The sequence below is a fragment of the Streptomyces sp. NPDC050842 genome, from assembly GCF_044456565.1.
GTDB lineage: Bacteria > Actinomycetota > Actinomycetes > Streptomycetales > Streptomycetaceae > Streptomyces.
In genome coordinates this window covers 252,935-265,011 of record NZ_JBITGA010000011.1, presented here as the reverse complement: position 1 = coordinate 265,011, position 12,077 = coordinate 252,935, and the positions used below count along the sequence as shown (strand labels likewise).

13 protein-coding genes are annotated in these 12,077 nt (G+C 74.4%); 7 read left to right on the top strand and 6 right to left on the bottom strand.

What is annotated here, in order from left to right:
- Nucleotides 1-19: 19 nt before the first annotated feature.
- Nucleotides 20-1,390 (bottom strand): sensor histidine kinase, encoded by a 1,371-nt coding sequence (locus ACIBG6_RS32455; protein ID WP_399226307.1) that lies wholly within the window; start codon nt 1,388-1,390, stop codon nt 20-22.
- Nucleotides 1,387-2,058: a response regulator transcription factor gene (locus ACIBG6_RS32450; RefSeq protein WP_399226306.1), complete on the bottom strand. Its 672-nt coding sequence runs from the start codon at nt 2,056-2,058 to the stop codon at nt 1,387-1,389. Before ACIBG6_RS32450 ends, ACIBG6_RS32455 begins: the two co-directional genes overlap by 4 nt.
- Before the next feature lie 60 nt (nt 2,059-2,118).
- Here ACIBG6_RS32450 and ACIBG6_RS32445 point away from each other — a divergent pair, with 60 nt between their 5' ends.
- The 5 genes from ACIBG6_RS32445 to ACIBG6_RS32425 all read left to right on the top strand — a co-directional run bounded on the left by ACIBG6_RS32445 (nt 2,119) and on the right by ACIBG6_RS32425 (nt 7,340).
- Nucleotides 2,119-2,991, top strand: a complete 873-nt coding sequence (locus ACIBG6_RS32445; RefSeq protein WP_399226304.1) for an Fpg/Nei family DNA glycosylase — start codon at nt 2,119-2,121, stop codon at nt 2,989-2,991.
- Between the two features lie 31 nt (nt 2,992-3,022).
- Complete coding sequence (locus ACIBG6_RS32440) at nt 3,023-3,790, top strand: LytR/AlgR family response regulator transcription factor (RefSeq protein ID WP_399226303.1); 768 nt, start codon at nt 3,023-3,025, stop codon at nt 3,788-3,790.
- Nucleotides 3,791-3,919: 129 nt separating this feature from the next.
- Complete coding sequence (locus ACIBG6_RS32435) at nt 3,920-4,309, top strand: hypothetical protein (RefSeq protein ID WP_399226302.1); 390 nt, start codon at nt 3,920-3,922, stop codon at nt 4,307-4,309.
- 22 nt (nt 4,310-4,331) lie between these two features.
- Nucleotides 4,332-6,065 carry a cation acetate symporter gene (locus ACIBG6_RS32430; protein ID WP_399226301.1) on the top strand — a complete coding sequence of 578 codons (1,734 nt, stop codon included), beginning with the start codon at nt 4,332-4,334 and terminating at the stop codon, nt 6,063-6,065.
- Between the two features lie 69 nt (nt 6,066-6,134).
- Entirely contained in the window at nt 6,135-7,340 is a 1,206-nt protein-coding gene (locus ACIBG6_RS32425; protein ID WP_399226300.1) for a sensor histidine kinase, read from the top strand.
- On the opposite strand, the gene ACIBG6_RS32420 is transcribed toward ACIBG6_RS32425, so the two are convergent.
- The 3 genes from ACIBG6_RS32420 to ACIBG6_RS32410 form a co-directional block, all read right to left on the bottom strand.
- Nucleotides 7,332-7,835: a hypothetical protein gene (locus ACIBG6_RS32420; protein ID WP_399226362.1), complete on the bottom strand. Its 504-nt coding sequence runs from the start codon at nt 7,833-7,835 to the stop codon at nt 7,332-7,334. The two genes, ACIBG6_RS32425 and ACIBG6_RS32420, sit on opposite strands and share 9 nt — an antisense overlap.
- Before the next feature lie 251 nt (nt 7,836-8,086).
- Nucleotides 8,087-8,500, bottom strand: coding sequence for a PaaI family thioesterase (locus tag ACIBG6_RS32415; protein ID WP_399226361.1), 414 nt, complete (start codon nt 8,498-8,500; stop codon nt 8,087-8,089).
- A gap of 22 nt (nt 8,501-8,522) precedes the next feature.
- The gene (locus ACIBG6_RS32410; protein WP_399226299.1) at nt 8,523-9,080 is read right to left on the bottom strand and encodes a sigma-70 family RNA polymerase sigma factor; all 558 of its coding nucleotides are present in this window, start codon (nt 9,078-9,080) and stop codon (nt 8,523-8,525) included.
- A 260-nt stretch (nt 9,081-9,340) separates the two neighbouring features.
- Between ACIBG6_RS32410 and ACIBG6_RS32405 the strand changes: the two genes are divergently transcribed.
- The gene (locus ACIBG6_RS32405; RefSeq protein ID WP_399226298.1) at nt 9,341-10,567 is read left to right on the top strand and encodes a CapA family protein; all 1,227 of its coding nucleotides are present in this window, start codon (nt 9,341-9,343) and stop codon (nt 10,565-10,567) included.
- A 55-nt stretch (nt 10,568-10,622) separates the two neighbouring features.
- Here ACIBG6_RS32405 and ACIBG6_RS32400 read toward each other — a convergent pair whose 3' ends face one another.
- Nucleotides 10,623-11,084 (bottom strand): universal stress protein, encoded by a 462-nt coding sequence (locus ACIBG6_RS32400; protein ID WP_399226297.1) that lies wholly within the window; start codon nt 11,082-11,084, stop codon nt 10,623-10,625.
- 104 nt (nt 11,085-11,188) lie between these two features.
- Here ACIBG6_RS32400 and ACIBG6_RS32395 point away from each other — a divergent pair, with 104 nt between their 5' ends.
- The gene (locus ACIBG6_RS32395) at nt 11,189-12,055 is read left to right on the top strand and encodes a polysaccharide deacetylase family protein (protein ID WP_399226296.1); all 867 of its coding nucleotides are present in this window, start codon (nt 11,189-11,191) and stop codon (nt 12,053-12,055) included.
- Nucleotides 12,056-12,077 lie beyond the last annotated feature (22 nt).

The window sequence follows — 12,077 nt, the reverse complement described above, 5'->3', positions numbered from 1 at the left end:
CAGACCGAGCGGCGGAGGTTCAGCCCTGGCCGGGGAGCCCCAGCACGAACCTGGCGCCGCCGCGTTCCCCGAGCCCCGCCGTGAGCGTGCCTCCGTGGACGTGGGCGACCCAGGACGCGATCGACAGGCCGAGGCCCGTGGAACCGGATCCACTGCGGAAACGCTCGAACAGGGCGTCCGCGACCTCCGGCGGCAGGCCGGGGCCCGCGTCCTCGACCGTCAGCGTGCCGTCCCGGGCCACCGTGATCAGGACGTCCGCCGGAACGCCCGGCGCGTGGCCGTGCGCGAGCGCGTTTCCCAGGAGGTTCCCGACCGCCCGGCGTACGAGATCCGGATCGGCGACGACGATCGTGTCCTCTGCCTCGATCCGGACGCGGTGGCCCTCCGTGGACCCCTCGACGGCTTCCTGGGCGACGGCCTCCGCCAACTGGTCCAGACGCAGTGGCTGCCGCGCCACCGTGGCCGTACCGGACATGAGCCGGGCCCGGGTGAGCAGGCCGTCGACCAGCCGGCCCATGCCCTCCGCCAGACGCAGCGTCCGCCGGTGCACGTCCGTGCTGTCCGTCTCGCCGCGCAGCGCCGTCTCCGCGAGCGTCCGGAGCGAGGCGGCCGGGGTCCGCAGATCGTGCGCCGCGTCCGCGAGGAACGCCTCCTGCTGACCGAGCGCGGAGAGCGCGGGCCGGACCGCCCGCCCCGACAGCACGTGCCCGACGGCGGCGGACAGCAGCACGAGCACCGCGCAGCCGCCCGCCACCATCCACACGAGCCGCCGGTGGTCGTCCCGCTGGGCCGTCGCGTCGGCCGTCGTCACCAGGACGCCCTGCGGCGCCTCGTCCTCCGCGGCTTCCGGCGCGTAGAAGGGCAACGCGAACACCCGCACCGGTGCGCCGTCCGTCGTACGCCGGTCGAAGCCCCGCGCCTCCCCGGTCCGCGCCGCCGCCCGCCCGGCCTCCAGGACCACCCCGTTACTCACCGACAGGCACGGCGCGGGCGGCGCGTGCTGAACGGTCAGGTCGCCCGGACCGGCGGGGTCGCCCGGGTCGTCCGGGCCCGCGGGGTCGCCCGGGCCGCCGTCGCGGTCGTCGCCGGTCACGAGGAGCACCGTCAGCGGCGGGCAGCCGGTGTTCACGGTGTCCGCCAGGACATCCGTGGCCAGCCGCCCGCTCTCGTCGGTCTCCAGGAGACCGAGGGCCCAGCTGGCGTCCGCGTCCATCGCGTGGTCGAGCTGCTCCCGCCAGCGGGCACTGTCGCTCCGCACGGCGAACACGGCCATCGCGATCAGCCCCACCGCGCTGGTCAGCGCGAACAGCAGGCTGATCCGCCGACGCAGCCGCAGCACCCGCGCGGTCGGCGTGAGCGGGCCCGTCCGGCGGGGGAGCAGGCGCCTCACCGGGCGTCGTCGGGCGCGAGCCGGTAGCCGACACCGCGCACGGTGTGGATCAGCGGAGGGATCCCGAGCTTGCGGCGGAGCTGGGAGACGAGCACCTCCAGGACGTTGGACTGCGGCTCGGCCATCTCGTCCCAGCAGCTCTCGATCAGCTCGGCGCGGGAGACCGCCTGGTCGGCGCGGGTCGCGAGGACCTCAAGGACGGCGAACTCCCTGGTGGTGAGGGAGAGCAGCACCCCGGCCCGGCGGACGTGCCGGCGGGCGGTGTCGACCTCCAGGTCGCCGACACGGTGCACCGGCGGGCGTACGACGGCGGAGCGGCGGCACAGGCTGCGCACCCGGGCGACCAGCTCGGGCACGGCGAACGGCTTGACGAGATAGTCGTCGCCGCCGCTCGCGAAGCCCTCCACCCGGTCCGCGACGGTGTCGCGCGCGGTGAGGAACAGGACGGGCACGTCGCGGCCGCCGCGCCGCAGCTCCTCGACGTAGGCGGCGGCGTCCCCCGACGGCAGCATCCGGTCGAAGACCGCGCAGTCGTACGCGGTGACGAACAGGGCCTCGTCGGCCCCGGGCAGGTCGGCCGCCTCGTCGACGGCGAGCCCGGCGGCCCGCAGAGCGGCGGCCACCCCGAACCGGAGGTCTTCGTCGTCCTCGACGAGCAGTACGCGCACGTCACACAGCCTAAAGCGTCCCGGCGCGCGGCCCCGCCGACCCTGCGGCAGGGTGGAGCCATGCCCGAACTGCCCGAAGTGGAAGCGCTGCGCGAGTTCCTCGACGCGCATCTGGTGGGCAAGGAGATCGCCCGCGTCCTCCCCGTCGCGATCAGCGTCCTCAAGACGTACGACCCGCCCCTCACCGCCGTCGAGGGCGCCGAGGTCACCGCGGTCGGCCGGCACGGGAAGTTCCTCGACCTCACCACCACCGGCGCGGTGGGCGAACTCCACCTCCTGATCCACCTGGCCCGCGCGGGCTGGCTCCGCTGGCAGGACCCGCTGCCCTCCGGGCCGCCGAAGCCCGGCAAGGGCCCGCTGGCGCTGCGTACCGCGCTCACCGGAGGCGACGGCTTCGACCTCACCGAGGCCGGCACCACCAAACGCCTCGCCGTCCACCTGGTCCACGATCCGCAGGAGGTGCCGGGCGTCGCCCGGCTCGGCCCCGACCCGCTCGCGGAGGAGTTCGGCCCCGAGGCCTTCGCCGCCCTCCTCGCGGGCGAACGGCGGCAGATCAAGGGCGCCCTGCGGGACCAGAGCCTCATCGCGGGCATCGGCAACGCCTACAGCGACGAGATCCTCCATGCCGCGAGGATGTCGCCCTTCAAACCCACCCAGAACCTCACCCCGGAGGAGACCACCGCTCTCTGGACGGCGATGCGGACCACCCTCCACGAGGCCGTCGAACGCTCCCACGGCCTCGCCGCCGGCAAGCTCAAGGCCGAGAAGAAGAGCGGCCTGCGCGTCCACGGCCGCACCGGCGAACCCTGCCCGGTCTGCGGCGACACCATCCGCGAGGTCTCCTTCCACGACTCCTCCCTCCAGTACTGCCCCACCTGCCAGACCGGCGGCAAGCCGCTCGCCGACCGGCGGATGTCGAAGCTGCTCAAATAGCCGCGCCGGGCATCGCACTACACTCCGCCGCATGCTGCGCGTACTGGCCGTCGACGACGAGGAGCCCGCCCTCGGGGAGCTGCTCTATCTGCTCCGCGCCGACCCGCGGGTGCGCACCGCCGAGGGCGCGGGCGACGCGACGGCCGCCCTGCGCAGGATCGGGCGCGCCCTGGAGACCGGGCCCGACGGGGACGACGGGATCGACGTCGTCTTCCTCGACATCCACATGCCCGGCCTGACCGGACTCGACGTCGCCCGGCTGCTCGCCGGCTTCGCCCGCCCGCCGCTCGTCGTCTTCGTCACCGCCCACGAGGGCTTCGCCCTCCAGGCCTTCGACCTCAAAGCGGTCGACTACGTCCTCAAGCCCGTCCGCCGTGAACGCCTCGCCGAAGCCGTCCGCCGCGTGCACGACCTGGTCCACGCCACCGCGCCGGCCGCGCCGGCCGTGACCTCCGGGCCCGCCGCGCCCGAGCAGATCCCCGTCGAGCTCGGCGGGGTCACCCGCTTCGTCTCCGTCGACGACATCGCGTACGTGGAGGCCCACGGCGACTACGCCCGCCTCCACACCGACCACGGCAGCCATCTCGTCCGCATCCCGCTCTCCGCCCTCGAAGAGCGATGGGCCGCCCGGGGCTTCGTCCGCATCCACCGCAGCCATCTCGTGGCCCTCGACCGGATCGACGAACTCCGCCTCGACGGCGGCGCCACCTCGGTACGGCTCGGAGACACCGGCCTCGCCGTCAGCCGCCGCCACGCCCGCCACCTCCGTGACCTGCTGATGCGCCGGGCCAGGGGCTGATCGCCCGCGGGTCTGTCGTGGCCGGGGAGTGCTGCGTAGACTCCACGCGTCCCGGGCCCCACGGCCCGCCTGCCCGACGGCCCGACTGCCCGCCGTGCAGCCGTCCGAGAGATGCCGGAGCGGACGCCGATGTCCGAGCACCAGCCGCCGCGCAGACCCCGGCGCGAGACCGTCACGTACGCCTCCGCCCACGGCGCGGGCGCCGTCCCCGGACCCGCCCGGCGGCGGCCCCCCGCGCACGCCCCGGCCCGCTCGGAGATCGACGAGCAGACCACCCTCGGGCACACCTACGTCCGCTCCCTGATGCGCAGCCAGCTGCGCGCCGCGCTCACCGCCCTCGGCGCGCTCGCCCTGCTCGTCGGCTCGCTGCCCCTGCTGCTCGCGCTGCCCGCGCCCGAGGCCCTCGTCTGGGCCGCGCTCGGCGCCGGGGTGTACCCCGTCGTCTGGGGCATCGCCCACTGGTACGTCCGCCGCGCCGAGCGCAACGAGCGCGACTTCACCCGCCTCGTCGAACGGTGACCGAAACGGTGAAGCACCCCGCGTGAACCAGACCTACGCCGTCGCGGCCGTCACCGCCGTCGTCCTCGCGACCGTCCTCATCGGCGCCCTCGGCCTGCGCATCTCCCGCACCACCTCCGACTTCTACGTCGCCTCGCGGACCGTCGGGCCGGGCCTCAACGCCGCCGCGATCAGCGGCGAGTACCTCTCCGCCGCCTCCTTCCTCGGCATCGCCGGGCTCGTCCTCGTCCAGGGCCCCGCGATGCTCTGGTACCCCGTCGGCTACACCGCCGGGTACCTCGTGCTGCTCGTCCTCGTCGCCGCCCCGCTGCGCCGCTCCGGCGCGTACACGCTCTCCGACTTCGCCGAGGCCCGCCTCGAATCCCCGCAGGCCCGCCGCCTCGCCAGCCTCTTCGTCGTCGGCATCGGCTGGCTCTACCTGCTGCCGCAGCTCCAGGGCGCCGGGCTCACCCTGGAGATCCTCACCGGCGCCCCCGACTGGGTCGGCGGGCTGCTCGTCGCCCTCGTCGTCACCGGCACCGTCGCCGCCGGAGGCATGCGGAGCATCACCTTCGTCCAGGCCTTCCAGTACTGGCTGAAACTCACCGCCCTGCTCGTCCCCGTCCTCTTCCTCCTCGCCGCCTGGTACGGGGACGGCGCGCCCCGGGCCCGCTTCGACGCCCCCGCCGTCCTCCGCGAGCACACCGTCGTCCGCGTCGCCGACACGGTACGGATCCGCCTCGACGCCCCGCTCACCCTCACCGTGACCGGCCGCGTCGACACCGTCCCGTACGAGCACCGGACCGTCACCCTCGCCCCCGGCACCCACCACGTCCTCGCCGACACCGAACTCGCCTTCGCCCCGGGGGCGGTCCTGCCCGAGAGGGCCGCCAGCGGCACCGACCCCCTCGGCTGGTCCCAGCCGCTCGCCGGGGGACACGACGGACACCAGCTGTACGCCACGTACGGACTGATCCTCGCGACCTTCCTCGGCACCATGGGCCTGCCGCACGTCGCCGTCCGCTTCTACACGAGCCCCCACGGCCGCGCGGCCCGCCGGACCACCCTCGTCGTCCTCGGGCTCGTCGGCGCCTTCTACCTGCTGCCGCCGCTCTACGGATTCCTCGGCCGGATCTACGCCCCCGAGCTCGCCCTCACGGGCTCCGCCGACGCCGCGGTGCTCGTGCTGCCCGAGCGGATCCTCGGCGGATCCGCCGGCGACCTCCTCGGCGCGCTCCTGGCGGGCGGGGCCTTCGCGGCCTTCCTCTCCACCGCCTCCGGACTCACCATGTCCGTCGCCGGTGTCCTCACCCAGGACGTGCTGCCCTCCCGGGGGGTGCGTCACTTCCGCCTCGCGACCCTGCTGGCCACCGCAGTCCCGCTCGGCGTCGGCGTGGTCGCCTCCAAGGTGCCGGTCGCCGATGCCGTCGGCCTCGCGTTCGCGGTCTCCGCCTCCTCCTTCTGTCCGCTGCTCGTGCTCGGCATCTGGTGGCGGCGGCTCACCCCGCCCGGGGCCATGGCCGGGCTCCTGCTCGGTGGCGGCTCGGCCCTCGCGGCCGTGATGGCGACCCGGGCCGGGCTCGCGCCCGAGGGCTGGCCGCACACCCTGATGGCCTGGCCGGCCGTCTGGTCGGTCCCCCTCGGCTTCCTGACGATGATCCTCGTCTCGCTCGCGACCTCCGGCCGGATCCCGCCCGGCACCCCGGCACTCCTCGCCCGGCTCCACCTGCCGGAGGAGTTCACCGGCTCCGTCCCCTCCCAGGAGGTACGCCGATGACCGGCTCCGTTCCTTCCCGAGGGGGATGCCGATGACCGGCACCGACCCCGCCGCCCCGGAGGTACGCCCGTGACCGGCATCGCGCTCGCCGCCGCGGCCGCCACCGGGGCGGTGCTCCTCGCGGCGGGCTTCGTCCTGGGGCGGTTCGCCGCGCGGCGCGGCGGCCGCACCGCCGACCCCGACCTCGGCACCCCCGTCGAACGGGCCACCTTCCACACCCTGCACACGGCCTCGCTCGCCGCGCCGCCGCTGCGCGCCGGGCTCACCGAGGAGACCGCCCGCAAGGCGGCGAGCACGCTGCGCTCGCTGCTCGGCACCGAGGCGCTCTGCCTCACCGACCGGGGCGCGGTCCTCGCCTGGGACGGTCCGGGCGGGGACCACCACCGGGCGCACGTCCCCGCGCTGGCCGCCGACACCCTCGACACGGGCCGCAGCCGGTCCGCGCACACCGACTGCGACGACCCGGCGTGCCCCCTGCGCTGGGCGGTGATCGCCCCGCTCACCGGCGAGGACGGGGTACTCGGCGCGCTCGTCGCCTACGGCTCACGGGAGTCGGCGGTCCTGGTGAGGGCCGCGACCGAGGTGGCCCGCTGGGTCTCCGTCCAGCTGGAGCTGGCCGAGCTCGACCGCTCGCGGACCAGGATCGTGGAGGCCGAGATCAGGGCCCTGCGGGCGCAGATCTCCCCGCACTTCATCTTCAACTCCCTCGCCGCCATCGCGTCGTTCGTCCGCACCGACCCCGAGCGGGCCAGGGAACTCCTCCTGGAGTTCGCCGACTTCACCCGGTACTCGTTCCGCAGGCACGGGGACTTCGCCCAGCTCGCCGACGAACTGCGCTCCATCGAGCAGTACTTGGCCCTCGCCGGAGCGCGCTTCGGGAACCGGCTCAAGGTGACGCTGCAGATCGCCCCCGAGGTGCTGCCGGTGACCCTGCCCTTCCTCTGCCTCCAGCCCCTGGTGGAGAACGCCGTCAAGCACGGCCTCCAGGAGCGGGAGCGGGGCTGCCGGGTGACGATCGCCGCCCGGGACGCGGGCGCCGAGGCCGTGGTGACCGTCGAGGACGACGGCGTCGGCATGGACCCGGAGCTGCTGCGGGCCGTCCTGCGCGGGGAGCACCCGGCGGGGTCCGGCATCGGTCTGTCCAATGTGGACGAGCGACTGCGCCAGGTGTACGGGCCGGAGCACGGTCTCGTCATCGAGACCGGCGTCGGCGCGGGCATGAAGGTGACGGTACGCATTCCCAAGTACCGCCCGGGCGTGCACCGTTCAGCGTAGGTAGAGGGACAGGTGGGCGAGCGGCAGGCCCAGCTTCCAGGCGGGCAGCCAGACCTGGACCTTCTCGTCCACCGGTGAACCGGGAGCGTCCGCCGCCGAGCCGGCCTCGCCGGCCGCCGGGCCGTCCACATCGGCGGCACGCACCCAGGTGTCGCGCAGACCACGCCAGGCGCTGTGGGCGAGGGCCAGGTCGGGCCCGTCCCGCTCCACGGCGAGGCGCCCGGCGAGCCGCTCCTCGACCCAGGACGGCCAGGGCCGGTCGTACGCCGTGCGGCGCAGCAACGTCTCGACCGGTACGGGGTCCGGGTCCTCCGACAGATGGACGGTGAGGGCCAGGGCCTGGAGGCCGGCCCGGTACTCCAGCGAGCCGGGCGCCACGAGCGCGGCGGACCGCAGGACCTCGTCGGCCTGGTACTCGGCGCACAGCCAGGCCATCGGGACGGCGAGTCCGCCGCCGCTCGTGCCGCCGGTGCCGTTCGTGCTCTCGGGCAGCAACGCTCCCACCTTCTTCTCCCGGACATGGGGACCCGTACATCGGGGACCCCGTACACCAGGGCCCGTACGTGAGGGGCCCGGATGTCAGGGGCCCGGGGGAGAGCCTCCACCGTGAAGGGCCTCCGCGGGTCCCGCTTTGCTCAACTCGCCCGTGTGGTTTCGGATACGTTTTCCGGCCGGATAGGTACCTGTGGGGCAGGTGTTGCCAGGCGTGGCGTACGGGGTGGGAGCGGCGGCGAGCCGTGGCCGGTTCAGCCGAGCAGCGCGTACACGGCGGTGGCGTGGGCGGCGGTCTCCTCCGTGCCGTCGGCGGTCATCGTGATGTCGGCGAAGGCCATCCGCTTGCCCGTCTTGGTGAGCCGGGCCCGCACCAGGACGTCGCTGCCGACGACCGCCCGCTGGAAGGTGATGGACTGCTGGACGGTGGTCATCGGGACGAAGCCGCCGCGGGCCGCGGTGACCGCGATGACCGTCGCCGTGTCGGCCGCGGCCATCAGGGCCTGGCCGGAGAGGCCGCCGCCCTCCCGGGCGAGCCGGTCGGACCAGGGGAGCCGGAGCACGGCCCCGGTTCCGTCGACGGAGGCGACGGAGAGCCCCAGGTCGAGCACCCAGGGGGCGAAGTTGTCGGCGAGGATCTTTTCGGCGGCGGTGGGCGTCAGCGCCACGGCGTCGGGAGTCGTCACGGCGTCATTGTGAGGCCGTGGCGCGCGGGCGGGCAACGCCCGCGCGGTGCGGGTGGTAGCCGGGCAGGGACCGGCCGAGCTGCCGCAGGGCGTAGTGCGAGCGGGATTTGACGGTCCCGGCGGGGATGCCGAGGTCCACGGCGGCCTCGTTGACGGTCAGACCGTGGAAGTAGATGCGGACGAGCACCTCCCGGTGCTCGGGGCTCAGTTCGCGGACGGCGGCCCGTACGTCGAGCGCCGCCTCGGCGGTGGCGGTGGCGTCGGCCGGGTCGGGCGTCACCGCGAGGACGCCGTCGCCGATCTCGGCGGGCCGGGCGAGGCGCGAGCGGCGGGCGTCGATGGCCAGTCGGCGGGCCACGGTGAAGAGCCAGGGCCGCATGGACTCGTAGGGCCCTTCGAAGGCCTCGGGGTGGAGCCAGGCGCGTACGAGGGTCTCCTGGGCGAGGTCCTCGGCGCGCTGCCGGTCGCCGTAGGTCAGCCCGAGCAGGAAGGAGAGCAGTGCCGGGCCGTGGTCCCGCTGCAGCTGCTCCAGGTTCCGTTCGTCGGTCGTCGCCGTCGTCATGCTCCCCGCCTCTCCTTCGGCTCGTCGTCCCGGCGGTATACGAACGCATCCGGAAGAGGAGTGACAGGGAAGGGACATCGGTCTGCGACGAACGGTCGCACAGAGCGGCGAATGGTACGGCGAACGGTCAGGCGGAGTTGTTGCGTCCGTTTCAGCGGGGTTCGTGTGCTTGTGCGGCCTTGACCCTTGACTGCGGCTTTCCTGCGCGATCAATTCTTCAGAACAGGTGTTCATAGCAAGAGCTGAGCGGAGTGCCGTAGATGACCTCACGCACCAGACCGGCCGTGGTGGCGGTCGCCGCCCTCCTCGTCGCGGCGGCCACCGGCTGCACCGAAGGGAGCGCCCCGGGCGGCGACGCCCCCGCCCCCGGGCTCTCGGCCGGGCAGCCCGCCACCGGTCGGACCGCGGCACCGCCCGCCGCGCCGTCCGCCGCCCCGGGCGGAGCCTCCGCAGCCGCCGGATTCACCCTCGTCGCCTCCGGTGACGTCCTCCCGCACGACTCCATCATCCGACGCGCGGCCCAGGACGCCGGCGGCGACGGCTACGACTTCGGCCCCATGCTCGCCGGGGTCAAGAGCGTCGTCGCCCCCGCCGACCTGGCCATCTGCCACATGGAGACCGTGTACGGGAAGGAGGGCGGCCCCTACACCGGCTACCCCGCCTTCAAGTCGCCGCCCGAGGTCGCCACCGCCCTCAAGGCCACCGGGTACGACTCCTGCTCCACCGCGTCCAACCACACCCTCGACGACGGCGCGGCCGGGCTCCGCCGCACGCTGGACGCCCTGGACGCGGCCGGGATCCGGCACGCCGGCTCCGCCCGTACCGCCGAGGAGGCGGCGCGGCCCACGCTGATGAAGGCGGGCAGCGCCACGGTCGCCCAGCTCGCCTACACCTACGACACCAACGGGTACCCGCTGCCCGAGGGGCAGCCCTGGGCGGTCCAGCTGCTCGACGAGCGCAAGGTGATCGCCGACGCGCGCGCGGCCCGCGCGGCCGGCGCCGACGTCGTCGTGGTCAGCGTCCACTGGGGCACCGAGTGGCAGACCGGCGCCGACGAGCGGCAGCTCTCCCTCGGGCGGGCGCTCACCGCCTCCATGAGCGACGGCCGCCCCGACGTCGATCTGATCATCGGTACACACGCCCATGTTCCCCAGGCGTACGAGAAGGTCAACGGCACGTGGGTCGTCTACGGGATGGGTGACCAGATCGCCGGGGACATGATCAACCACGAGGGTGCCTTCGACCCCCGGGGCAACCAGGGCACCCTCGGCCGCTTCACCTTCGCCCCGCCCGAAAAGCCCGGAGCGCGCTGGGAGGTCACCAAGGCCGAGTTCGTCCCGCAGTGGTTCGACACCGGCCGCGGGCGGGTCGTCAACCTCGGCGCGGCGGGTGGCGGCGACCCGCGCCACTCCTCGATCCGCGAGACGATCCGGCAGGTCGTGCTCGGCAGGGGAGCGGACAAGGACGGCCTGACGATGGGGAAGTAGGACGATGGGGAAGAGGGCGAGGGGCCAGTAGGACGTTCTCCGGTACGGGGGCCGGTCACGGCACGACGGTGACCGGCCAGCGCCCCGCCTTCACCAGCCGGACGGCCACCGAGCCGACGAACCGGTGCCCCGCCGACTCCGAGGCGCCCACCACCACCGCGTCCGCCGTCATCTCGTCGGCCGCCCGGACCAGGCCCGCGTAGGCGTCGCCCTTGAAGGTGTGGAACTCCCAGCGCACCTGCCAGAGGTCCTTCACCCTCTCCGTGGACGCGCGGATCTCCGCGGCGATGTCCTCGGCGATCTCCTCCGTCGTCCCCGCGACGGGCGCGCCGAGCGCCGCCCCCGCCGGGTACACCGGCTGCACGTACACGAGGGCGAGCAGGGCGTTCTGCCGTCGGGCGAGCCCGGCCGCGTACGCCGCCGCGCGCAGGGAGGAGGCGGAGCCGTCGACCCCGGCCATGATCACCTTCGGGCCGTCGGTACCCCGTTCGAACCGGGTGGGCTGCTGTGCGGTCACCCCGCGAGGCTATCGGCTCATCGGGTGTTTTCGGACAGGGGGCCAGTGTCGATGAGCCGGGGGGCCCTCGCCCGTATGAACCATTAGTCATGAAAAAGGATCAGATGCCTATTGGGCGTCGGGCGGTGCTGCGCCTCGCCGCCGCGCTCGGCGCCACGGCCACCGTCGGATACCTCGCGGCGGACCGGCTCGCCGCGCCCGAGCGGCCCACGGGCGCCGCCCCCGCGCCCCAGGGCGCACCGGGCGCGGGACCCGCGGCGGGGCCGGCCGCCGGTCCGCAGGCCGCGCGGGCGGCCCGGCTGAGCCCGTCCTCGTACCGGCTCCAGCCGATGACCGCGTACGCGCCCCCGGCCTTCCGGCGCGCGGTGCCGCCGGTCCGGCAGCGGCCCTTCCTCAGCATGTCCGGGGTCGGCCGCTCGATGGTGCTGTCCTTCGACGACGGCCCCGACCCCCGCTACACCCCCGCCATCCTGGAGACCCTGCGCCGGTACGGCTGCCGGGCGATGTTCTTCGTGTGCGGCGAGATGGCCGTCGAGAACCCGGACCTGCTGCGGGAGATGGCCGCCGACGGGCACGTCGTCGGCAACCACTCGTGGTCCCACCCCCTCATCCCCAAACTCCGGCCCTCCCTGATCCGTGACGAGCTCGGCTCCACCAGCGAGGTCGTCGAGCGGACCCTCGGCGCCGCGCCGCTCTGGTACCGCGCCCCCTACGGAGCCTGGAACCGGCATTCCTTCGAGATCGGCGCCGAGCTGGGCATGGAGCCGCTCGCCTGGACGATCGACACCCTCGACTGGAAGGAGCCGGGCACGGGCACGATCGTCCGCCGCGTGCTCGACGGCGCCGCCCCCGGCGCCGTCGTCCTCTCCCACGACGCGGGCGGCGACCGCTCCCAGAGCGTGGTCGCGCTCCGCCGCTATCTGCCCGAACTCCTCGACGCGGGCTACCACATCACCGTGCCGAGGCGCTGACGGCGGTCGTACGCGAAGGGCC